23 protein-coding genes are annotated in these 23,173 nt (G+C 66.3%); 15 read left to right on the forward strand and 8 right to left on the reverse strand.

The features are described 5' to 3' along the window. The 3 genes from OXK16_15435 to OXK16_15445 form a co-directional block, all read right to left on the reverse strand. Positions 1-438: an ATP-binding protein gene (locus OXK16_15435; protein MDE0377335.1), complete on the reverse strand. Its 438-nt coding sequence runs from the start codon at positions 436-438 to the stop codon at positions 1-3. A gap of 2 nt (positions 439-440) precedes the next feature. Next, positions 441-1,655 carry a SpoIIE family protein phosphatase gene (locus OXK16_15440; GenBank protein ID MDE0377336.1) on the reverse strand — a complete coding sequence of 405 codons (1,215 nt, stop codon included), beginning with the start codon at positions 1,653-1,655 and terminating at the stop codon, positions 441-443. An 83-nt stretch (positions 1,656-1,738) separates the two neighbouring features. After that, positions 1,739-2,074, reverse strand: coding sequence for an STAS domain-containing protein (locus OXK16_15445; GenBank protein ID MDE0377337.1), 336 nt, complete (start codon positions 2,072-2,074; stop codon positions 1,739-1,741). Positions 2,075-2,626: 552 nt separating this feature from the next. Between OXK16_15445 and OXK16_15450 the strand changes: the two genes are divergently transcribed. After that, positions 2,627-3,094, forward strand: coding sequence for a DUF2269 family protein (locus tag OXK16_15450; GenBank protein MDE0377338.1), 468 nt, complete (start codon positions 2,627-2,629; stop codon positions 3,092-3,094). Positions 3,095-3,160: 66 nt separating this feature from the next. Here OXK16_15450 and deoD read toward each other — a convergent pair whose 3' ends face one another. Next, complete coding sequence (gene deoD / locus OXK16_15455) at positions 3,161-3,880, reverse strand: purine-nucleoside phosphorylase (GenBank protein ID MDE0377339.1); 720 nt, start codon at positions 3,878-3,880, stop codon at positions 3,161-3,163. Positions 3,881-4,300: 420 nt separating this feature from the next. On the opposite strand from deoD, the gene OXK16_15460 reads away from it, so the two are divergent. Beyond that, positions 4,301-5,044 (forward strand): IclR family transcriptional regulator, encoded by a 744-nt coding sequence (locus OXK16_15460; GenBank protein MDE0377340.1) that lies wholly within the window; start codon positions 4,301-4,303, stop codon positions 5,042-5,044. 56 nt (positions 5,045-5,100) lie between these two features. Here OXK16_15460 and OXK16_15465 read toward each other — a convergent pair whose 3' ends face one another. After that, positions 5,101-5,655, reverse strand: coding sequence for an HD domain-containing protein (locus tag OXK16_15465; protein MDE0377341.1), 555 nt, complete (start codon positions 5,653-5,655; stop codon positions 5,101-5,103). A 188-nt stretch (positions 5,656-5,843) separates the two neighbouring features. Between OXK16_15465 and OXK16_15470 the strand changes: the two genes are divergently transcribed. The 4 genes from OXK16_15470 (at position 5,844) to OXK16_15485 (ending at position 9,225) form a co-directional block, all read left to right on the forward strand. Continuing rightward, positions 5,844-7,694, forward strand: a complete 1,851-nt coding sequence (locus OXK16_15470; GenBank protein ID MDE0377342.1) for an AMP-binding protein — start codon at positions 5,844-5,846, stop codon at positions 7,692-7,694. Between the two features lie 55 nt (positions 7,695-7,749). After that, positions 7,750-8,730: a D-glycerate dehydrogenase gene (locus OXK16_15475; protein ID MDE0377343.1), complete on the forward strand. Its 981-nt coding sequence runs from the start codon at positions 7,750-7,752 to the stop codon at positions 8,728-8,730. 74 nt (positions 8,731-8,804) lie between these two features. Next, positions 8,805-9,014, forward strand: a complete 210-nt coding sequence (locus tag OXK16_15480) for a type II toxin-antitoxin system HicB family antitoxin (protein ID MDE0377344.1) — start codon at positions 8,805-8,807, stop codon at positions 9,012-9,014. After that, entirely contained in the window at positions 9,001-9,225 is a 225-nt protein-coding gene (locus tag OXK16_15485) for a type II toxin-antitoxin system HicA family toxin (protein ID MDE0377345.1), read from the forward strand. Before OXK16_15480 ends, OXK16_15485 begins: the two co-directional genes overlap by 14 nt. A gap of 13 nt (positions 9,226-9,238) precedes the next feature. Here OXK16_15485 and OXK16_15490 read toward each other — a convergent pair whose 3' ends face one another. Both OXK16_15490 and OXK16_15495 read right to left on the reverse strand, forming a co-directional pair. After that, positions 9,239-9,889 (reverse strand): thiamine diphosphokinase, encoded by a 651-nt coding sequence (locus tag OXK16_15490; protein ID MDE0377346.1) that lies wholly within the window; start codon positions 9,887-9,889, stop codon positions 9,239-9,241. Next, a complete protein-coding gene (locus tag OXK16_15495) occupies positions 9,890-11,230 on the reverse strand; it encodes a hypothetical protein (protein MDE0377347.1) in 1,341 nt (446 codons plus the stop codon). It abuts the gene before it with no gap. A gap of 106 nt (positions 11,231-11,336) precedes the next feature. On the opposite strand from OXK16_15495, the gene OXK16_15500 reads away from it, so the two are divergent. From OXK16_15500 to OXK16_15540, 9 genes are all read left to right on the forward strand, one after another. Beyond that, on the forward strand, positions 11,337-11,972 hold the full coding sequence (locus OXK16_15500; protein MDE0377348.1) for a NifU family protein: 636 nt from the start codon (positions 11,337-11,339) through the stop codon (positions 11,970-11,972). Positions 11,973-12,380: 408 nt separating this feature from the next. Continuing rightward, positions 12,381-14,198: a putative DNA binding domain-containing protein gene (locus OXK16_15505; GenBank protein MDE0377349.1), complete on the forward strand. Its 1,818-nt coding sequence runs from the start codon at positions 12,381-12,383 to the stop codon at positions 14,196-14,198. A gap of 110 nt (positions 14,199-14,308) precedes the next feature. Then, positions 14,309-15,364 carry a PstS family phosphate ABC transporter substrate-binding protein gene (locus tag OXK16_15510; GenBank protein MDE0377350.1) on the forward strand — a complete coding sequence of 352 codons (1,056 nt, stop codon included), beginning with the start codon at positions 14,309-14,311 and terminating at the stop codon, positions 15,362-15,364. 101 nt (positions 15,365-15,465) lie between these two features. Beyond that, positions 15,466-16,425, forward strand: a complete 960-nt coding sequence (gene pstC / locus OXK16_15515) for a phosphate ABC transporter permease subunit PstC (protein MDE0377351.1) — start codon at positions 15,466-15,468, stop codon at positions 16,423-16,425. Then, positions 16,422-17,789, forward strand: coding sequence for a phosphate ABC transporter permease PstA (gene pstA, locus OXK16_15520; GenBank protein MDE0377352.1), 1,368 nt, complete (start codon positions 16,422-16,424; stop codon positions 17,787-17,789). Before pstC ends, pstA begins: the two co-directional genes overlap by 4 nt. A 56-nt stretch (positions 17,790-17,845) precedes the next feature. After that, entirely contained in the window at positions 17,846-18,637 is a 792-nt protein-coding gene (gene pstB, locus OXK16_15525; GenBank protein MDE0377353.1) for a phosphate ABC transporter ATP-binding protein PstB, read from the forward strand. Further along, a complete protein-coding gene (phoU, locus tag OXK16_15530) occupies positions 18,634-19,323 on the forward strand; it encodes a phosphate signaling complex protein PhoU (protein MDE0377354.1) in 690 nt (229 codons plus the stop codon). Before pstB ends, phoU begins: the two co-directional genes overlap by 4 nt. Continuing rightward, a complete protein-coding gene (locus OXK16_15535) occupies positions 19,320-20,015 on the forward strand; it encodes a response regulator transcription factor (GenBank protein MDE0377355.1) in 696 nt (231 codons plus the stop codon). The genes phoU and OXK16_15535 overlap by 4 nt, the downstream gene beginning before the upstream one ends. A 109-nt stretch (positions 20,016-20,124) precedes the next feature. Continuing rightward, positions 20,125-21,348, forward strand: a complete 1,224-nt coding sequence (locus OXK16_15540) for an ATP-binding protein (protein MDE0377356.1) — start codon at positions 20,125-20,127, stop codon at positions 21,346-21,348. A 388-nt stretch (positions 21,349-21,736) separates the two neighbouring features. Here the strand turns inward: OXK16_15540 and OXK16_15545 are convergent, their stop codons facing one another. Continuing rightward, positions 21,737-23,122, reverse strand: a complete 1,386-nt coding sequence (locus tag OXK16_15545; protein ID MDE0377357.1) for an NAD-dependent malic enzyme — start codon at positions 23,120-23,122, stop codon at positions 21,737-21,739. Between the last annotated feature and the right edge of the window lie 51 nt (positions 23,123-23,173).

Here is a 23,173-nt window from a genome sequence, read left to right on the forward strand (position 1 = left end):
CTATTGGGCGCGCCTTATGGTGATGGTCAGATGATTCCAACCCTCTTCCCTTCGATACGCAAGGTCGTCCACCATCTCCCGGATGAGGAAGATTCCCAGACCGCCTATCGGTCGATCATCCATGTCCGCGTCGGGGTCGGGGATCGGCGCGTCCTTGGTCGGGTCGAAAGCAGCGCCGTTGTCATGCAGCTCGATCACTATCTCCTCGATACCGGGCGTGATCGATACCTGGAACTCGGACAAGCCCTGCTGCCGACCGTAGGTCATCGCGTTGAGCGCCAGCTCCTCCAGGCATAGCTGGACCAGGTAGAGCAACCTGGGGGACCACTCGTCCTCTCCCCCTATGCCTTCGATCTGAGCGGAGATACTCTCGAGCATCTCCGCGTTGGTCTCCTGCGTACCCTGCTCGAAGTCCAACGCCAGCGAGCGCGAAGCCATCGCTACCTCGGGATCCTGGAGATGGTCAGGCAGGTGATGTCGTCCGATTGGGGCGTGCCACCGGCGAAGGAGTGCACGGATCGGAAGACGGCCTCGTTGGTGTGTTGAGCAGATGCGGGCGGCTCTTCCATGAAGATCGCCTGCAGGCGCTCCACGCCGAACTCCTCGTTGTCAGCGTTCATGGCCTCGGTGACACCGTCGGTGTACAGCAGGAGCGTGTCGCCCGGTTGCAAGGTGAGGGTTCCCTGCGCGAAGGGCGCCCCTTGGAGGATCCCCAGGGCGATCCCCCCGACCCGAGGAACGAACTCCGAGCTCCCATCGGCGTGGATGAGCAGGGGAGGGTTGTGGCCGCCGTTCGCGTAGATCACTTCGCCGGTCATCGGTGAGTACACCGCGTAGAAGACCGTCACGAACATGGCCGTCTCGTTCTCCTCGGTCAGGAGGTCGTTGACATCGGACAGGACCATTCCGGGCTGTGGCAACCCGATAGCAGTTCCCTTGAGGAGGGTCCGACTCGACATCATGAAGAGCGACGCGGGCACGCCCTTGTCGGACACGTCGGCGATGGCGAGTCCGATGTGGTCTCGCTCCAGCATGAGGATGTCGTAGAAGTCTCCGCCGACGTTGCGGGCGGGTTCCATGCTGGCGTGAATCCCGTACCTTTCGTGCTGCGGGAACTCGGTCGGCAGGATGGACTGCTGGATCTTGCTGGCCACGTCCAGTTCGTTCTGGAGCACGACCAGCTGGTCGCGGGAAGCCAGAGCCTCCCGCCACTCCACCAGGTTGCGGAGGGTTCTCGCAATGGTGTGGCGCAGGTCCTTGAAGTCGAGGGGCTTGGTAACGAAGTCGAAGGCGCCGCGGTTCATGGCGGTGCGGATGTTCTGCATGTCGCCGTAGGCGGAGATGATCACGGAACGAATGTTCGGATTGACGCTCGGTATCTGTTCCAGCAACGTCAGGCCGTCCATCTGGGGCATGTTGATGTCCGACACCACCATGTCGATGTCGGGTTGCGCGTTCAGTTTCTCGAGGGCCTCGATGCCGTTCTGCGCGAATTCGAACGTGTACTTGCCGGAGCGGATCGGACGGCGCATCCGCTGGAGGATGAGGGGTTGCAGGTCCGGCTCGTCGTCGACGACCAGTATCTTGTACGGGTAATTGTGGCTCGTCTCCGGGCTTTCACTGCCGGACCGGCGGGATTGCTTTTCCGATGCCATGACTCGACCTCGATGATGCTCGCTATCCGGGGAGGGGCGGATAGCCGGGTATTACAGTCACCGAAACAGGGTTCGCCCGTTTCCTACTTGAGCGAGCTGACAGCATCGGCTCCGGAGTCGAAAATGGCGATGATCTGGTCGAACCCGCTTATGGTGAAGATCTCCTTGACGGAACTGGAGAGCGAGCACACCCCGAACCCGGTCTGCTTCTGACGGAGCTCCTTGGCGAGTAGCAGGATTACCCGCAGGCCGGCACTGCTGATGTAGTTGATGCCGCCGAAATCAAGAACGACCCCGTTGTCGTCGTCGCTGACCACCGCCTGAATGGACTCCAGGAACTGGGCGGAGTTCGATCCGTCAATGCGGCCCTCGGCATTGATCACGAGCACCCCGTCGGTCCGTTCGGTGTTGATTTCCATGGTTTCCCTTTCCTGGATCGTTGGTGTCGACGCTGCCTAGCAGGTATCGGAACGCATCAGTTGCCCGAATTCTCCACTCTATCGACTTTTGCCACTGGTACGCGATTTGAGGGTGTTGGTTCGAGTCGCCGACGGAGGATTCAACGTCAATTCGCCTCCTGATCAGAGGAACGCCGATGACTGCGGCCCCGGGGCACCCGAACGGTAGGATAGTGTCTCACCCAGGGTCTTGCACCCCGATACCTCCTCGATCCTCCCGAGGCCGCGCCCGTGCCGGGAGGGCCTGCCGTGCAGGGTGTCCACCGCCACCGTACCACGGGGCGGCAGGGCGACCTTACCGCGGTGCAGGGGCGGCTCTACGCCTCGCATAAAGGCATCGCATTACCGGCCGCCGGCGGGGGCTCCGAGGCCGCTCGCGCTCCTTGCCGACTCCAAGATGATCGGGACGAGAAGGACCCGGTGGTCTGTGTGCCAAGAAACCTGGTGTGCTCTGGATGCCATCGGTGTCGCGTCGCTGCCGACGCCACACCGCACTAGCCTGGCATGGCCTGCGTGGAAGGGAGCCCGATGTACGAGTTGATGGAATTCCTGCATGTCCTGGGCGCGGCGGCCTGGTTCGGCTCCAATCTGGTGCGGGCCTTCGCTCGCGGCCCGATGACCAGGGTGGACGCCGCCGCCGCTGCCGCCTGGCACCGCGTCACCGTCTCCATGGGACGGGTGATCCACACCCCGGCGTCGATCGTGGTGTTCGTAACCGGCTTCGGCCTCGTCGGGTTGTCGGACCGCCTCTACAGCATGACCGACCCGTTCGTGGTGGTCGGGATTCTGGCCGTCGTGATCGGCGCGGTGCTGGCGATGACCGTCATAGGTCCGAACGGGAGACGGATCGCGGCCGCGTACGAGCGGGCCGACCATGAGCAGGCCGCAACGATGTCGCGTCGCTCCAGCCTGGTGGGCTGGGTGGATACGGCCGTGCTGGCTTTCGCCATCCTCGTGATGGTGACGCGCTGGGGCGCCTGACTCTTCCGACACTTCCCGGGGGCCGAGCCGGCGTCCGGCCCGGCGTGGAGGGCTGAGAAGGCTCGTTCAGGCCTGTTCCAGGTTGTGGTTTGCCTCGAGCGCGATCCTCACCATCTGGTCGAAGGTGCGCTCCCGCTCGGCCGAGGAGGTCTGTTCCTCGGTCACGAGGTGGTCCGACACGGTGACGATGGCGAGTGCCTGGGCTCCTTCTTCGGCCGCGATGGCGTAGAGCGCCGCCGCCTCCATCTCCACCGCCAGCACCCCCATCCGTTGCCAGATCGCCAAGGCGTCGTTGTAGCTGTTGTAGAACAGGTCGGAGGAGTGGAGGTTCCCCACGTGGGTGTCGATACCCATGCCGTCGGCGGCATCGGAGGCAGCCCGCAGAAGGGGGAAGCTGGCGGTGGCCGCGTAGTCCCAGCCGTTGTAACGGGTCCGGTTGATGCCCGAGTCGGTGCCGGCGCCGATCGCCAGGATGACGTCTCGCATCTTCACGTCGGTGGATATCCCGCCGCAGCTTCCCACCCGGAACAGCCGCCTCACCCCGTAGAAGCGGGTCAGCTCGGTGAGGTAGATCGACGCTGACGGCATCCCCATGCCGGTGCCCATGGTGGACACGGGATTGCCCTTGTAGGTGCCGGTGAACCCGAGCATGTTGCGAACGGCGGTCACCTCGGTGACGTCCTCGAGGAACGTCTCCGCGATGTAGCGGGCCCGGAGCGGGTCGCCGGGCAGCAGGATCGTGCGGGCAAACGCGTCATCCTGAGCTGAAATGTGGGGGGTGGCCATGGATGCCTCCTTAGCCCTGATTCTTCATGTTTCCAGTCGCACCGACGCACATTGGGCGCGTCAACTTCATGAGTTTATTCCTGCCGCCCCAACCCCGGCCAGGTGAAGGCACGCCAGGCCGAGTCAAACGACCGAATAGCCACACCCCAGGTCCGGAGTCCGGAAACAGGCGCGCCATTCACCGTTCAAACCCCCGATCCATGAAGAATCGGGGATTCAGGGCGATCAGGACCGGCCAAACAACCGGCGCGGGAGGCGAGGTTAACCGAGGTGCTCGCGACCAAGGCTCTCGCCAATGGGATTCCCTCCCGATCAGCCCGGACCGGGAAACGTGCCGGTGTTCCTCGATGCGGTCGCGGTCCACGATGTGGTACGTTCCCCACGCGGGGTGGTACGTCAGACATTGGGGAGATCCGGCAAATGGGCAGGGTGCAATCAATCGACCGGGCCTTCGCCATTCTGGACGTCATCTCGACTTCCGACCTGGGAATCACCCAGTTGGCCGAGCGGGTCGGAATGCCCAAGAGCACCGTGGCCCGGCTGGTCAAGACCCTGGTGGAGTTGGACGCCGTGGAGCGTGTCTCGCCCGGTTCCACCTACCGGATCGGTCCCCGCCTGGCCGGTCTCTCGGCCGGCAGGAGCCGCTCAGCCGAACTGGTGGCCCGTTCCCGTCCCCACCTGAAGGCGCTGGCCGACGGTCTGGGGGAGGACGCCGGGCTGGCGGTGCCGGACGGCAACCGGGTTCACTACATCGCCCAGGAGGATGCCCTCAACAACATCGTGGTCAGGGACTGGACCGGCACCCTTCTACCCATGCACGTGGTCTCGTCCGGCCTGGTGATCCTGGCCCACTGGCCGTCCGAACAGCTGGATAGCTACATCGCCGCCAGCCCCGAGTCCTACACCCGCTATACGGTGACAGACCCCCGCCTGATTCGGAAACGCCTGAAGTCGATCCGGACCAAGCGCCACGCCTGGGTCGTGGACGAGTTCGTCGAGGGGATGAGCTCGGTTGCCTCCCCCGTCTACGACTGCCAGATGAGGGTGCTCGGAGCGATCCACGTCCACGGCCCGTCATACCGTTTCCCTGGCTCGGCCGACCGGGACGCCATCGCCGCCCGCGTGACCGAGGCCGCCGAGCGAGTCTCGATCGCCCTCCAGTAGAAGGCCGCTCTGAACAAATAATAACCAGCACTAGCAACTAGTAACTAGCAACTAGCTCAGGGGGTGTCGTGCCGGCGGGTCGCGATCACCCGTCGCGCCATCGGTTCGAAGAACTCCAGCGGCAGGGACTCGTAGTCGGGGTCGAAGCAGTTCTGGTCGTAACGGGCGCAGAACTCCACCGTGTCGTCGTACCACGGGTGATCCTTGTACCTGTCGCGGGCGTTGCGATCCCCACCGAAGTAGTGGAAGTAGTAGTAGCCCTGGAAGAGGCCGTGGTGCCTGATGATCCAGTAGTTCTTCTCTGATATGTAAGGACGCAGCATGTCGGCCGCCACCTGGCTGTGGTTGTAGGGGGAGACGAGATCGCCTATGTCATGGAACAGGCAGCACACCACGAACTCCTCGTCCTTACCGTCCCGGTAGGCGCGGCTGGCCGACTGGAGGGAGTGCTCGAAGCGGCTGACCCGGTAGCCGGTGTCTCCCTCGTTCCATTGGACCCACTCGAGAAGGCGGTCGACGTAGTCGGTATGGAGTTGGTGTTCCATCCTCTCGAGGAGTTCGTACTCCTCCTGCGTGCCGTCTTCCATCCGGGTGAACGAAACCTGTTCCACGACCATCCCCGCGCGTGACCGGATACAGGATACAGGCAGGAAGCGTGTGACCGTTGCCTGCCTGGTGGGTATTCCAGGTGCCGTGGTGGGGACTGCCGGTCTCCTGAAACGGTCCTCCAGCTACCCGTGTCCTCTCCCGGGTCGGGTTAACATCGCGACGGCGGGTATTTCCCCAGGGGAGGGCAGCGATGAACACCGGAGTCGAACACGAACGCCAGGCCATAGGGGCAGCTATCGGCGACATGACCTTGGTCGGATTGCTCGGCCGGAACGCCGAGCGGTTCGGTGACCATCCGGCCATCCGGTGGAACGCCGGCGAGGAGACCCGAACGCTGACCTGGTCCGAGTATCGGGGCCAGGTGGTGGAGGTGGCGGCCGGGTTGCGCACCCTCGGAGTCGAGGCCGGGAACTTCGTCGCCATCATGGCCGGCAACCGGCCCGAGCACGTGATCGCCGACCTCGGGATCGTTCATGCGGGCGCCGTTCCGGTGTCGCTGTACAACACCCTGGCTTCCGAGCAGATCCAGTACATCGCAGGTCACTGCTCCGCCCGGGTGGCGGTGCTGGAGAACGCCGACTACCTGGAGCGTTGGCAGGGAATCCGGGGGGACCTGCCCAACCTGACCCACATCGTCGTCATGGAGCCGCCCGAGGACGGTGACGATGAGCGGATCATGTCCTGGGAGGATCTCCGGTCGGCGGGCCGGGAGGCACTGGCGGGCGATCCGGAGCTGGTCGATCGGTCGTCGGTGGCGGTGGCGCAGGACGACCTGGCCACCTTGATCTACACGTCCGGCACGACCGGAGTGCCCAAGGGGGTGATGATCAGCCATCGCAACGTGCTGTGGACCCTGGAGTGCGTCGCCCGCACCTACCCCCTGCCCGATCACTTGCGGCTCGTCTCCTACCTGCCGCTGGCGCACATCGGCGAGCGCATGGCCAGCCACTACGTCAGCCTGTATTGGGTCGGAACCGTCCGCTACATCCCCGATCTGACCGAAGTGGCGGCGGCGGTCCAGGAGACCCGCCCGCACGTCTTCTTCGCCGTGCCCCGGGTCTGGGAGAAGTTCCATGCCGGCCTGATGGCGCGGGTCAACGCCGAGCCCAACGCCCGGCGGCGGGCCCTGGCGCTCGGCGCCATCGAGTTGGCGATCGAGGGGCAACGGGCCGAGCAGGAGGGCCGCCACCTCGGGCTGGTCGACCGCCTGAAGCTCGGACTGTTCGATCGCATCCTGTTCTCCAAGAAGTTCCGGACCGGTCTCGGTATGGACGCGCTGAAGCTGGCCATCTCGGCCGCGGCGCCGATCTCGCCGGATCTGTTGCTCTTCTTCCGGGGTATCGGCCTACCGGTCTTCGAGCTGTACGGGATGACCGAGTCCTCCGGTCCCGGCACTTCCAACGTCCCGGGGGCCAACCGGATCGGGACCGTGGGCCGGGCCATGCCGGGGGTGGAGCTGTCCATCGCCGATGACGATGAGATCATGTTGCGCGGCGGGCTCATCACCGAGGGTTACTACCGCGACCCGGACACGACCGCCGCCACGTACGGCGAGGACGGATGGTTGCGCACCGGCGACCTGGGACGGCTGGATGACCACGGCTACCTCAGCATCATCGGGCGCAAGAAGGAGATCATCATCACCGCCGGGGGCAAGAACGTGGCCCCGGCCCGGCTGGAGAACCTCATCAACGAGCATGCCCTGGTCTCCCAGGCCTGCGTGGTGGGCGACGGTCGCCGCTACCTGACCCTCCTGGTGGCCCTCGACCCCGACCTGGCGGAGGGATGGGCCGAGAGCCAGGGCGTGGAGTACGGCAGCTTCGACGAGTTCACCCGCCATTCGAAGGTGCTCGCGGAAGTTGACCGGGTGGTGGAGTCGGCCAACGCCCGGGTCTCCCGGGTGGAGCAGGCTCGCAAGTGGACCGTGGTGTCGGAGAAGTGGTCGGCCGAGTCCGGCGAGCTCACCCCGTCGCTCAAGATGAAGCGCCGGGTGGTACTGGAGCGCTACTCCCGCCAGATCGAGGACCTCTACGAGGACTGAGCCCTCCGGTGCGGTCGGGACGGGGCGCGAGCGCCGGGACCGGGTGGTCGGGGGCATGACCCGGGCGCAGGTGGTGGTCACCCGACGGCCACCCGGGGCGGTCGTGGAGATGCTCCGGGCGGTGGCCGAGGTGTGGTTGTTTCCCGAGAACCGAGCCATCCCGCGCGCCGAACTGCTGGCGAGGGCGCCTGATGCCGACGGCCTGTACTGCATGCTCACCGAACGCATCGACGAGGAGTTGCTGGAAGCCGCCGGCCGGCTCGAAGCCATCAGCCAGATGGCGGTGGGCGTGGACAACATCGACCTGGCCGCATGTACGGCTCGGGGCATCCCGGTCGGTTACACCCCCGACGTCCTGACCGAGACCACCGCCGACACCGCGTTCGGGCTGCTGATCGCGGCGGCTCGCCGGTTCAGGGAGGGTTTCGAGGAGGTGGTGGAGGGCCGTTGGGGGGAGTGGGACCCGTTGGCGCTGGTGGGCCGGGACATCGCCGGATCCACCCTGGGCATCGTGGGCCTCGGGCGGATCGGACAGGCCATAGCCCGGAGAGGTGCAGGGTTCGGCATGCGGATGCTCTACACCAAGCGGCGCCGGGACCGCCGCGCCGAGGAGGTGCTCGGAGTGGAGTACCGCACCCTGCCCGAGCTGCTGGCGGAAGCGGATCACGTGGTGGTGGTGACCAGCTTCCACCCGGGCACGCACCACCTGATCGACCGGGATGCCCTGGCGGCCATGAAGCCGACCGCCACCCTGGTGAACGCGGCCCGGGGCCCGGTCGTAGACACGGACGCGCTGATCGAGGCGCTGGCCGGGGGCGCCATCGCCGCCGCCGGCCTGGACGTGACCGACCCCGAGCCGATCCCGGCGGATCATCCGCTGGTGGCCCTGCCCAACTGCTTCATCGTCCCGCACATCGGGAGCGCCACCGTCCGGACCCGCATCCGGATGGCGGAGAGGGCGGCGGCCAACCTGGTGGCGGCCCTGGAGGGGCGACAGATGCCGTATTGCGCCAACCCCGAGGTCTACCACGCCTGACGGGTTTGACGCCTCTTCCATCGCCAGTGTTCGGGTTGTTAGCCTTGTCACCTCGGAGAATACGGGGGCTACCCATGCAGGAGATACAACTAACCGCGGTTATCCGGCAGGAGGACGGTTGGTTCGTAGCGCAGGCATTGGAGGTCGACGTCGCGAGCCAAGGTGAGTCGCCCGATGTTGCGCTTGACAACCTCGCTGAGGCGTTGGAGCTTCATTTCGAACCGCCCTGTTCGACCGTGGCACCACAAGTTCATCACCTCCGAGTGAAGGTTGGAGCGGCTTAGCCCGCTCCCCTACAGGCAGGTCGCTCGCAAACTGCACGGAGCGGGGTTTGTAGAGGTCAGCCAAAAGGGCAGTCACGTCAAGTTCGTGAGGCGGGATGGCGATGAGATTCGCACCGCCGTTGTTCCGCGTCACAGGGAAGTGCGAGTCGGAACCTTGAGCAGCATACTGCGCCAGGCGGGACTGAGCGTTGAGCAGTTCAACCGCCTGTAGATTGCTGGATCTGTCAAGCGGTGGCTGACCGACCCTGGTTGAAGATGGCTAGAACGGCGCCCTCGGCCACCTCGATCTCGAGCTCCTCGCCCGACGCGACGTTGCTGATGCCCACCGAGCCGTGAACCCGGAGCGAGGCGTCCCGGAGCGGCCATCGGGCGTGGCGGATGTGCACGCCTCCGGCGTCTCCCCCGATCGGGATGAGGCTGAAGAGTTGCCCTGGCGTGGTGGCGATGGACCTGCTACCCCTTATGACGTGGGCCGTTTCCCGCTCCATGACCCAGCTGACCCGGACATGGCGGGCCGCCGGGCTCCCGATCACCCCGACGTTGCCCAGCAGGTGGTCGAGCCGCCCGCCTCCGCCGCCCACGAAGACGATCTCGCGTGGGTCGTTGCGGAGCGCTACCTCTAGCGCCAGCTCCAGATCGGTGGCGTCCTTGTCGGGGGAGTGGGCTTCGATGACGGTCTCGCCGTCGAATATGCGCTCCATGGCGCTTGCGGATATCGAGTCGAGGTCGCCCACCAGGAGGTCGACGGTCACGGCGGCGGCGGCGGCGATGTCGGCGCCCGAGTCGGCGGCTATGACGAGGTCGGCCGGTCCGAGCCGCTCGATCCGTTCCGGCGTGACCGGATCACCCCCGGCGAAGACGTGGACGACGGTCATTCAGGTTCGCGGCGCGAACACCGCCATGGATCCGGCGCCCAGGACGACGGGACGCTCCTCCTCGAGAGGCTGGAGGAAGACGTAGTCGTCTCCCCGGTCGGAGGCGGCGTACACGAAGGCCGAGCTGTCCGGCGCCCAGAGCGTGTGGCTGTGGCCGTACTGGTTCCAGAAGGGGATGTAGCTGCGCAGGAAGTTCTCGGTGGGGGCGATGCCGGGGTATGAGGTGATGGCGCCGTCCTGGTACACGTCCATCGAGAGCCGGCTCGCCTCGCCGCTTATTCCGAGCAGGAGGATCTTGCGGCTGTCGGGGCTCCACTGCCAGGCCACCGTGTTGGGGGCGTCGAGCTCCGCTACCTGACCGCTACCCGGCTCCACCAGGTACATGGAGGTGGGGCGGGCCAGGTTGTGGAGCGAGTAGGCCACCTGCCTGCCGTCGGGGGATACCGCGAAGGCGAAGAAACCGGCTCCCGTCGCGATCACTTCGACCTCACCGCTCACCAGGTCATGGATCACCAACTCGTCCGGGGGCTCCTCGATCTGGTTCCGGGCGGGGCGCACGTACATGATCGAGTGGCCGTCGGGCATCCAGGACGGCGCCTGGTAGGCCGACCAGACGAAGTCGAAGGTGGCTACGGGGGTGATCTCTCCGGAGGCCGGGTCGATGATCTGAAGGCGGGAGTTGTCGAGGTGGGTAAGCAGCCGCGAGCTGTCCGGCGACCAGTGGAAGTAGTACGAGAGGGCGGAGTCCACGATCTCCACCATCCCCGTGTCCAGGTCGAGGATCGCCAGGCCGACCTCGGAATCGGTGGCTCCCAGCATCGCCACGAAGCGACCGTCCGGACTCCAGTGGATGTAGAACACCACGAAGGGTGTCTCGTAGGCGGCCAGGGTTCCGCCGCTTCCAGGCCCGATGACCAGCCAACTCTCGGTAGTCGAGGCTCTCGAGAAGGCCACCAGCTGGCCGTCCGGCGACCAGATGGGCTGGGCCAGGAAGCCATCCGCCCTCTCCACGTACAGGGCGTTCCGCTCGGCTCCGGGGCCGACGACGGTGATGCCTCCGCCGAACCGCCCGTCGACCAGCACCGGGGCGGTAAGCGCCTCCATCCCTTGGGCCGACCGCTCCGGCGCGGCCGGCATGGTCGTCGTGTCGGCTGCCGAGACGGTCGTGGCGCCGGTCCCTGTCGCGGCGGGCGCGGTGGTGGCGGTGGTCGTTGCGGCGCCGTCCTCCGCTGCTGCGGCGGTGGTCGCCTCCGTGGAAGGACTTCCCTCGAAAACGACCTCGTTGCTCGAGGTGGAGCAGGCCGGGCCGAGAGCCATCATCGCCGCGACGAGGGCAAGCATTCCTGGTCGCCACGATCGGGCCGCGCCTGCTCGGAGGCTCATGTGTGGACTGTACCCGACTCGCCACGGCAACGGTTGGCCGGACGGGTGGCTACCCTTGCTGACCATGAGCACCAACGCATTGATGAACTTCAGCGACGAAGCCCTTGAGCGGATCATCGAGATCCGTGACCAGGAGCCGGGCGAAGACGAGTACGGCCTGCTGATCGAGATAACCGGCGTCCAGGGACTCCAGTTCGGATACTCGTTGTCGTTCGTCCCGCTCGACGAGGCCGAGCCGTCCGATCACGTGGAGCGCCACGGTGATCTGGCGGTCGTCATCCCGTCTGCGGACACCGAGAACATGACCGGCGCCCGGCTGGCCATGTCGTCGAACCCGATGACCCCGGGATTGGCCATCGACAACCCGAACAACCCGTCGCCGGACATCCCGGACTTCGACGCCGGGGACCTGACCGGTCCGATCGCGGAGCGGGTCCAGCAGGTCCTTGAACACCAGGTGAACCCGGCGATCGCGGCCCACGGAGGCCAGGCCAGCCTGGTGGGCGAGGAGAACGGTGTGGTCTATCTCCAGATGGGAGGAGGCTGCCAGGGTTGCGGGATGGCCGCCATGACCCTGCGCCAGGGAATCGAGCGGATCCTGCGCGAGGCCATCCCCGAGATCGTCGAGATCGTGGACATCACCGACCACCAGGGCGGCGAGAACCCCTACTACGCGGCATCCCACGCCCATTCCCACTAGGAGGGTACTGAAAAATGTCCAGCTGTCCCGACACTCGGCAATGAAACCCCAGGTCAAGGGATCGCGGACCAACACATCCCCGTCTTTTTCAGCACCCTCCTAGCCCGCTCAGGCTAGGCCAAGCCTGACGTAACGTTCCTGAAAACGCCTCCGGCCTGGAGAATCCTCAACAAGCGCGGAATGCGCTGCGAGGCGGCGCCCCTGGGACGCGGAGGCGAGCGGGTCGCCTGTCACGTCGCCGCGCCGGTCTTAGAGCCGATCGTGCGGGTCGATCCATCCACATATTCACTGTCAAAAACCCAGGAGAAATCCCTGACCACCGTTTCATCTGTCTTTTTAGATCAGAAAGTGTGGTAAAGTGCCGGCAGACCTGCCCAGCCACATTTTCAAGACCAGAGCGAGGGTGCGATGTCTACAGGATTCGGAGCTTCGGCCGCCCTTGATGACCAGATCCAACTCATGCTCGATCTCTTGGCGCAAGGTCGCCCTCCCGCGGAGATCGAAACGGCCCATGTGGACGTCAAAGAGGAGCCCGGCCGTCGCGACCGGCGCGGCAAGTCCCTGCCGGCAAGCCGCGAGAACGAGGAGGCTGCCGGGTACCTCACGGGCGAAATGGCCTGCATGGCCAATACCCCCGGGGGTGGCGCGATCATCTTGGGTGTGTCCGACGACGGTGTCAGGATCGGCACAGGGCTTGATCCGGAGTGGCTCCGCCACCGCATATTTGAACTGACACAGCGCAAGCTGACCGTCTCTGCCCGACCCTTGATGTTGGACGGCTGCCGCTTGCTGGTGCTGTCCACGCCCGAAGCTTGGGAGCCGATCCCTTACAGGGGTCGCTATCGCTGGCGTTTGAACGACGACTGCGTTGATGTCGATTTCACATCGTGGAATGACAGGCGGCTGCTTCGCGGAGGCTTCGATTGGTCGGCCCAGCCGTCATCTAACTCACTGGCCGACGTCAAGCAGACCGCTGTCGACATCGCCAGGCGGTACATGCGCGAGAACGGCAACGGTAGTGGTGACGGCAGCCATCTGGCGATGGCGACGAGTCAGGACATGATCCGCCGTCTCAACCTTGTGGACGCAGACGGCCGACTGACCAACGCAGGATCGCTGCTCTTTGTGGGAACTCCCGAGATCGGAATCGACTACGTTCGGCGGGAGCTCCCCGGTGGCGACAGCACGCATCGGGTGCCCCGTGCCGGTCGGCCGTGGTCGAGCGGCTTCAGCGCAGGGTTCGGGCCGTCCTTCAGCCGGGAGGAGGTGGGCCGCCGCCCGTTGCTAGAACAGTTCGCCGCGGTGGAGCAGGCCATGGACGTGGCGAACGCCGTGGTTCATGTGCCGGACGGCTTTGCGGCGCATCAGATCGATTCCATCCCGCTGAGAGCCATGAGGGAGGCGCTGGTCAATGGCATCGTCCACCGCGACTGGAACTCCCCGCAACCGACGACCGTCGAGCATGTCGGGTCCGTCCTGACTGTCACCTCGCCGGGGGGCTTCGTCGGTGGGGTCGCCCCCTCGAACATCATCACGCATCCTGCGGCGCCCCGTTATCGAAGTCTCGCCGAGGCCATGGCGGCTATGCGGTTGGGCGAGCGGGAGGGGATCGGCGTGGACCGCATGACGGCGGACATGCTCTCTCTGGGTCACCCGCCGCCGGTGTTCTCGGAGGTTGACGGCCCGTACGTGCGGGTCGCGCTGATCGGCGGCAAGCCGGATCTGGAGTGGCTCCACTTCATCGGCGGGCTCGAGCCCTCCTCGCGGGGTGATCTGGACCTGCTGCTTCTCGTGAACTGCCTGATCGACCGCGGCTGGGCCGATGCCAACTTGGCGGCTCCGGTTCTGCAAAGACCTGTCCAGGAGACGTTGTCGATGATCGAGCGGGTTGCTGATCGAGTTCACATCGACGGAAGGCCGATCATCGAGAATGTCCACGGCATTCCCGAAGGTCACCCGCCTGCCCTCCGGCTGTCGGACGGTGCCCGCAGGCAATTCGTCCGCAAGCTCGAGCGATTCGCCACGCGCGCCGGACGGGAGTCGGTGATGCTGGACTACGCCCGGGCGAGGGGACGCATCTCCTCGACCGAGGCCGGCGACCTGGCGGGTGTCACCGCGTCTCACGCCGCCCAGATGCTTGCCGCGCTGGCTGATGCCGGGCACCTGGTGGGGAGCCGTCCCAACCGGCGGGGCCGCGGCTTCCACTACCTGCCAGTGCGGACGTGATCACGTTTCCGATTGCTGGGCAAGGTTTACCTCGCGTTCACCCTGGAAGACCGGTCCCTTAACCCTGACGGCTTAGCGTTCCCTCCGGATTGAGGGTTCAGAGAGCATGGATGCCGATCGGCAACGTCTGGCGCCCGCTCGCGCTCGTCGCGTTTATGGCGCTGGTTGCCGCGGCATGCGGTTGGGGACCCGACTACAGCCGCGTAACCACCGTCGCCACCACCCTCCCTACCCAAGGGGCTGCCTTGCAGGGTGGTGGTTCGGCGTTGTCCGGCAGCCGTGGTCTGCCTCCGTCCGATCCGTTGTCGGTGTCCGGGGACATCGTCGTGGCCGGTTCATCGACGGTGTTTCCGTTGGCGGAGGCGATGGCGGCGCGGTTCGAGGACGAGGGCTACTCGGGTCTGATCACGGTCGATTCGATCGGCTCGGGCGCCGGGTTCGAGCGGTTCTGTTTGGCCGGCGAGTCGGACATTTCGAATGCATCCCGTCCCATCAAGGACCAGGAGGTGGAGCAGTGCCGGGCGATCGGTCGGGAGCCGATCGAGTTCCGGGTGGGGACGGATGCCCTGGCGGTGACGGTCTCGCCCGGGAACACGTTCACAACCGATCTGACGGTTGCGGAGTTGGCGGTGCTGTTCTCGACGGCGACGACTTGGCAGGATGTCCGGGCCGGGTTCCCGGCGAATCCGATCCAGCGGTTCATTCCGGGTACGGACTCGGGGACGTTCGACTACTTCGTGGAGGAAGTGTTCCACGAGGATGAGGGTCCGATCCTGGCGGCCGGCAACACGCAGTTCTCGGAGGACGACAATGTGCTGGTCCAGGGCATTTCGGGGGATGGTTGCGATCCGTCGAATACCGCGACCACTTGCGCGGTCGGCTTCTTCGGGTATGCGTACTACACGGAGAACGGCGATCTGTTGAGGGTGTTGGATGTCGAGGGCGTGGAGCCGACCACGGACTCGGTGAACGCGAACACCTATCCGCTGGCCCGGCCGTTGTACATGTACTCGACGGCTTCGATCATCGCGGAGAAGCCGCAGGTCGGGGCGTTCCTGAACTTCGTGCTCCAGTTCGTGAACGAGGAGGTCGGCGAGGTCGGATACTTCCCGGCGCCCGACAGCGTCCTCGACGGCGCGGCCGCCGAGCTCAACGCCGCCCTGTAGATGGGTACCGCAAGAGTGTCCGGTTGGCCCGACTCTCGGCAACGAGACGGCGGGATGGATAGTCCCGGCCGCCGAGGGGAGACGGAACCATCGCGACCCGTGTGACATCGGAGGCCCCACCGCCGGCCGGTTCCCTCCGTAAGAGGCGGCGGCCGGGCGAGGCGGTGGTACGTGGTCTGCTGTTCATCGCAGCCGCCCTGTCGATCCTCACCACGGTGGGCATCGTCTTCGAGTTGGGGAAGGAGGCCCTGCTCTTCTTCAGGTCGGAGGAGGCGTCGCTGGCCGGGTTCCTGTCCTCCACGCAATGGCAACCGGCCATTCTGGACTTCGGGATCTGGCCGCTGGTCCTGGCCACGCTGACCACCTCGGTCACGGCCATGGTGGTGGCGTTGCCGGTGGGTCTGGCCACCGCCATCTACCTCAGCGAGTACGCCACCCCCCGGGTGAGGGGCACCATCAAGCCGGTGCTCGAGATCCTGGCCGGCATCCCGACGGTTGTCTACGGCTACTTCGCCCTCACCTTCATGACCCCGCTCCTCAGGTCCATCCTGGGAGTCAGCGTGGTGGAGATCTTCAACACGGCATCCGCCGGAATCGTGGTGGGCATTCTCATCATCCCGCTCGTCAGCTCGATGTCCGAGGACGCCCTCCACGCGGTGCCGATGTCGCTCCGGGAGGCGTCGTATGCGGTCGGGGCCACCAGGTTGGAGACCTCGCTGCGGGTGGTCCTGCCGGCTGCTCTCTCGGGTATCACGGCAGCCTTCGTGGTGTCGATCTCCCGGGCCATCGGCGAGACCATGGTGGTGGCGATCGCGGCCGGCGCGGGGCCCAAGAACTTCACCTTCGGCGAGGACAGCCTGTTCGGCTACATCCTCAACCCGTTCGTGGCGGGCGAGACCATGACCGGGCACATCGTCCGCATCAGCGGGGGTGACCTGAGCTACAACTCGATCGACTACAACTCCATCTTCGCCATCGGCCTGGCGCTGTTCGTCATCACCCTGACGCTCAACGTCCTGAGCCGCCGGTTCGTGGCCCGATTCCGCGAGGTGTACGAGTGACGACGTCCGGCACGGAAGTCAACGGCGGGGCCTCCGACCTCCTGCAGACCTCCGCGCAGATGAGGCGCCGGCAGCGCCGGGGACTCGTCGCGAGGCTCGCGCTGCTGGGCGCCCTGATGGTGGCCGTGGCGGCGCTGGTGACCCTGATCGTGACCATCCTGAACTCGTCGTTCGGCCTGGTGGCCGTGGAGAACGAACGCTCCCCGGGCGAGTTGGTGGCGAGCCGGGGATACCCGGAGGGCACCGCGCTCGGCGACCTGACCAAGGGGGATCTGGTAGCCCTCCTCGAAGCCGAGATCTCGACCAACCTGGGCCGCCGGTTCGAGCGGGAGCAACGCTTCTTCGGCGACCGGATGGTCTTCGAGGATCTGTACGTGCTCAACGACCTGTGCATGACGGACGACCCCCCGCCGGCCTGCTACCTGCCCGCCCGGAGCCATTCCCAGGTGGAGGCGCTGGTGGTGGAGCGGGTGGTGGAGCCGACCATCGTAGGCACCTGGTCCTTCTTCTCGTCAGTGTTCAGCCGTGACGACGTCGAGGCATACGCGGCGGAGAAGTACCCCGGCGCGGCACTGGAGTTCCGATCCTGGCTCTCGTGGGACTTCGTGGTCAGCCCGCAGTCGCCGGAGCCGGCGATCGCCGGGATCCGCACCGCCCTGCTCGGGTCGCTCTGGGTGGTCCTGATCACCCTGGCCTTCTCTTTCCCCATCGGGGTCGGCGCCGCCATCTACCTGGAGGAGTATGCGCGCGAGAACCGGCTTACCGCCATCCTGCAGACCAACATCAACAACCTGGCCGGCGTGCCCTCGATCATCTACGGGATGCTCGGTCTGGCGATCTTCGTCCGTACCCTGGAGCTCATTACCAGCGGTTCGTTCCTGGGGACGGGCGGTGAGGCGACCGCCAACGGCCGGACCATCGTCTCGGCCGGTCTCACGCTCGGCCTGCTCATCCTGCCGATCATCATCATCAACGCCCAGGAGGCGATCCGGGCCGTTCCGGGCTCGCTGCGGCAGGCGGGCATGGCGCTGGGGTCCACCAGATGGCAGACAGTGCGCTCCCACGTTCTCCCGAACGCCCTTCCCGGCATCCTGACGGGCACCATCCTGGCCGTCGCCAGGGCGCTCGGGGAGACCGCACCCCTGGTCGTGGTGGGGGCATCGACCTTCATAACCACCGATCCGAGCGGCCCGTTCTCGAAGTTCACGGTGCTGCCGATCCAGATCTACCAGTGGACCAGCCGACCTCAGGACGAGTTCCGCAACATCGCCGCCGCAGCCATCCTGGTGCTGCTGGTGCTGCTCCTGACGCTCAACACGGCGGCGGTGATCCTTAGAAACAAGTATTCTCGGAGGACAGAATGACGACCGTGGGCAAGCCTGAGGTGAACGAGAATAAGCGCGTCGACCTGAACGTTCCGATGGAGACCACGACCGGGCCGGCGCTCGAGACCTTCGCCATGGAGGCGGTGGACCTCAGTGCCTACTACGGAGAGTTCCGGGCTGTCCGGGACGTCAACCTGTCGTTCCGGGACCGCCAGATCACAGCCCTGATCGGACCGTCCGGATGCGGTAAGACCACCCTGTTGCGGACCCTCAACCGGATGAACGACCTGGTTCAGGGCGCCCGGGCGGAGGGCGAGGTCCGGTTCCACGGGCAGAACATCTTCGACGCGTCGGTGGATCCGGTCGAGTTGCGGAAGCGGGTGGGGATGGTCTTCCAGAAGCCCAACCCCTTCCCCAAGACCATCTACCAGAACGTGGCCTGGGGCGCCCGGATCAACGGGATGAAGCAGGACCTGGACGCCCTGGTGGAGCACTCCCTCCGCCAGGCCGCCCTCTGGGACGAGGTCAAGGACAAGCTCGACGAGAGCGGCTACTCCCTGTCCGGCGGCCAGCAGCAGCGTCTCTGCATCGCCCGCGCCATCGCGGTGAAGCCCGAGATCATCCTGATGGACGAGCCGACCTCGGCGCTCGATCCGGTTGCGACCCTGCGGATCGAGGAGCTGATCCAGGAGTTGAAGGTCAACTACACGATCATCATCGTCACTCACAACATGCAGCAGGCGGCCCGGGCTTCGGACCACACGGTCTTCCTCAACATGGACTCCGACCGGGCCGGGTACGTGGTGGAATCGGGCACCACGGGCACGCTCTTCACGAGGCCTGCCCGCCAGGAGACCGAGGACTACATCACGGGCCGGTTCGGATGACCGAGTTCCGCAGCCTCTTCCATTCCGAGCTCAACCAGCTCGAAGTCCTGCTGCTCGACATGTCGGCGCTGGCGGAGGTTCAGATCAACAACGCGGTGGAGGCGCTGCTGCAGGGCGATGCGGAGCTCGCCCACCAGGTGGTGCTGGGGGATCTCGAGATCGATCGGCTCTACGTGGAGGTGGAGCGGCGCTGGCACGAGGTGATGGCCCGCCAGACCCCGGTCGCCTCGGATCTGCGGCTGATGTCGCTCATCCTCCAGGCCGGGCACAGCCTGGAGCGGATGGGCGACCAGGCGTCCAACATAGCCAAGATCGTGGAGGCCACGTCCACCCTTCCCACCAACAGGACCATCCTGCTGCATATCCGGGAGATGCGGTCGATCGTCGTGCCGATGGTGGAGACGGCCATGGAGGCGCTGGTCAAGAGGGACCTCAACCTCGCCCTCCGGCTCCCGGAACTGGATGATCCGGCGGATTGGTTGAACCGCAACATGTGGAAGGAGGTGGCCGCCTGCGCGTCCAATCCGGAGATGCTTGAGTGGGCCGTCCACATGATGCTGGTGTCGAGGGCCCTGGAGAGGGTGGGCGACCGGGCGGTCGACATCGGCGAGCAGGTGGCGTTCCTGCTGACCGGCGAGCAGCACGAGTTCCCGGAGGGCTGGGTACCCGCGCCCGGGTCCGCATGAACGGGACGTCGATCCTGGTGGTCGAGGACGAGGAGACCCTCGCGGAGTCGCTCCGCCACAACCTGATCCGGGAGGGTTACGAGGTCACGGTGGTGGACGACGGTCGCATCGCCCTCGATACCTTCCGGGCCAAGGCCGCCGATCTGGTGGTTCTGGACCTGATGTTGCCCGGACTGGGCGGCTTCGACGTGCTGAGGCAGATCCGGGCCTCGTCCGAAGTGCCGGTGGTGGTGGTCACCGCCAAGGATTCGGAGCCCGACGTGGTGGCCGGCCTCGAGCTCGGCGCCGATGACTACGTCACCAAGCCCTTCTCCATGCGGGAGCTGATGTCCCGGATCAGCGCCAACCTTCGCCGGGCCTCCCGGGGTGTCCACCCTCCCGATTCCCTGGTGCTGGACGGTGGGCCGGTGGAACTGGACGTGGATCGCCATGAGGTCCGGGTCAAGGGCGAACTGGTGGACTTCCGGCCCAAGGAGTTCGAGCTACTGGAGGCGTTGCTCCTGCGCAAGGGCAGGCTGGTCCATCGGCAGGTCCTCCTGGAGGACATCTGGGGGGTGCCCTTCTTCGGCGACCCCAAGACGCTCGATGTGCACATCCGTCGCGTGCGAGAGAAGGTCGAGGATGATCCCCGTTCTCCAAAATGGATCGTCACGGTTCGGGGCCTGGGGTACAAGTTCGTCGTTGAGGGCTGACCCGAGGCGACGCCGCCCGGGTGGGGCCGGTAGCGGTCGGACCGCGGCCCTCCACCGGATCGTCCCCCTCCGCTCCGCGACCGCTCCACCCACCCGGGGGCCGTGAGCGATGGCTTCCCCGGTCCCTGCTGCTACCCGCCGTCTCGGCCCGGCGCTGGCTCGGTGGGTCACCTCGGCGAGCTTGGTGGCAGCCGGCGTCGCCGCGCTGCAGGCGCCTGCGCCGTGGCCGTGGGTGGGCATGGGCGGCCTGGCGATTGGGGTGGTCTCCCTGGCGCTCCAGTACCGGACTCATCGCCGGGAGCGGAGCGCCGCCGAGACCCGGATCGAGGAACTTGAGGCGGATGCGCTGGAGCTGTCCAGGAGTCGGGATCTGTACGGATCGCTTCTCTCGGCCTTGCCGGTGGGCGTGGTGGCCGTTCAATCCGGGCAGGCCGTGTACGCCAACCCGGCCGCCATCGAGGTACTCGGCGAGCGGGTGACCCAGGCGGATGCACCCATGCCGGGCGCGGTGCGGGATGTCATCGACGGAGCGCTTTCCGGCCGATCCTCGTCGGCTCAATTCTCGCAGGGACTGCCCCGCCGGGTGATGGAGGTTGCTGCCCGACCGGTCGGAGAGGGTCTGGTGTTGCTCCATCTGTCGGACATAACCGAGCGGTCCCGGATCGACCGGATGCGCCAGGACTTCGTGATCGCGGCGTCACACGAGCTCAAGACTCCGGTGGCGGCGATCAGGGCGGCGGCCGAGACGGTCCTGATGGCGCTCGAGGAGGATCACGATGTGGTGTCCAGCTTCTCGGGACGCATCCTCGACAACGCGGTCCGGATGTCGAGGACCGTCTCCGATCTCCTCGACCTGTCCCGTCTGGAGTCGGGCATCCTGCCGTTCGAGGCCTGTGACCTGGCGGAGGTGGTGGGAGAGGTAGTGGAGCGGTTCCTCACCGCACGCCCCTCGATCGAGTGGGATGCCGAGCCCACCCCGGTCATGGGCAGCCCCTCCTACCTGGCGCTGGCGTGCCGGAACCTGCTGGAGAACGCGGTGCGCCACACCCCGGATGATGGTTGGATCCGTATCACCGTAGGCGCCGCCCAAGGCGTGGCGACCGTGGTGGTCGCGGACGACGGAACCGGTATTCCCTCGGAGGAGCTGCCGCGGATCTTCGAGCGCTTCTACCGGGTCGACGCGGCGCGCTCGCGCGCCACCGGGGGGACGGGCCTGGGACTGGCGATCGTCAAGCACGTGGCGGACCTGCACGATGGGCGCATCGAGGTGGAGAGCAGGCTGGGGCAGGGTTCCACCTTCCGGCTCCGCATCCCGGTTCGGTCCCCTTCGTAACCCGGACTCCTCCACCCTGACCCCCCGCTCCGCTCGCGTCCGGAATGGCCCGCCAGGGCACGGTGACGCAACCGGGCAGGTCCCGGTGGGTCGAAGGCGCTAGCCGACGGCCCCCAAAGATGGAGATCCGATGGAGCGGATGAAACGTGTCACACCCCCGTTGTACGTTGCCGATCGCCAAGCACCTACACCGGCCGATGCGTCTACCGATCGGAACGGCCGGCCCGCAGGGAACACACGGGCTTCGTGGAGCGAACCGCCGATCCCGGCAGCCGGCCGGGCATGGCCGACCACGCTCCGAACCAGGACAGGTGGTGGCGGGGGAGGGCCCGGCGGGAACGCCGCTCCGGCGGCGCGATTTTCGCGTTCTTGGCCGGAGTAAAGCCCCTCAGAGGTGCGCGGCCGACTCCACGGCCTCGGCCACCCGTTTCACCACGCCCGGGTTGAACACCGACGGGATGATGTAGCTGGCGTTGATCTGCTCGGGCCGTACCACCGAGGCGATGGCGCGGGCGGCGGCGACCTTCATGGCTTCGGTGATCTTCGTGGCACGGGCGTCCAAGGTCCCGCGGAAGACCCCCGGGAAGGCCAGCACGTTGTTGATCTGGTTGGGGTAGTCGGAGCGGCCGGTGGCCACCACCGGCGCGTAGTCGCGCGCTACCTGGGGATCGAACTCGGGGTCGGGATTCGCCAGCCCGAAGACGATGGGATCGGGCGCCATGCGTTTGATCTCCCTGGCGTCGAACAGGTCGGGGCCGCTCACGCCAACGAACACATCCATGCCTTCCAACGCCTCGAGGATGCCGCCCGTACGTCCCTCGTGGTTGGTGTTCTCCCTCAGCCAGATCTTCGAGGCGTCCCTGAACGTCCGCTCCGCGCTGATGATGCCGCCCCGGTCTAGGGCCACGATGTCCGCGATGCCGGCCGCCTCGAGGAGCTTGGCGACCGCCACGCCGGCCGCGCCGGCGCCGCTCATGGCCACCTTGACATCGCCCATCTCCTTGTTCACCACCCGTAGGGCGTTGGTCAGGGCGGCCAGGACCACGATGGCCGTACCGTGCTGGTCGTCGTGGAAGACCGGGATGTCGAGCGACTTGCGGAGCCGGTCCTCGATCTCGAAGCAGCGCGGCGCGGCGATGTCCTCGAGGTTGATGCCCCCGAAGACCGGCGCCAGCATCTCGACCGCCCGCACGATCTCGTCGGTGTCCTGGGAGTCGAGGCAGATCGGCCAGGCGTTGACGTTGGCGAAGCGCTTGAACAGGGCGGCCTTTCCCTCCATGACCGGTAGGGCGGCCACCGGCCCGATGTTGCCGAGTCCGAGCACGGCGCTCCCGTCCGTGACGATGGCCACCGAGTTCCCCTTGACGGTGAGGTTGCGGGCATCCTCGGGCCGCTTGGCGAGCGCCCGGCTTACCCGGGCCACACCCGGGGTGTAGGCCATCGACAGTTGGTCGCGGTTGCGGAGCCGGATCCGGGTCTGGACCTCGAGCTTCCCACCCAGATGGAAGAGGAAGGTGCGGTCCGAGACCTTGTGGACCGATATCCCCTCGACCGCGGCCACCGCATCGGCGATCTCGTCAGCATGGTCGTCATCGCGGGTGTTGGCGGTCACGTCCAGCACCAGCCGGGTGGCCTCCGATTCGACGAAGTCGAGCGCGGTCACCACCCCGCCGGAGCTCCCGATGGCGGTGGTGATGCGGCCGATGGCGTGCTGATCATCGGCCGGGGCGTACAATCGGAGGGTTACCGAATATCCCGCGCTTGCCAGTGTCACTTCCGAGTCTTCTCTGCTGTCCTGGGTTTGGAGACCTTACCCGGTCGATCC

This window comes from bacterium (assembly GCA_028821235.1).
Taxonomy (GTDB): domain Bacteria; phylum Actinomycetota; class Acidimicrobiia; order Spongiisociales; family Spongiisociaceae; genus Spongiisocius.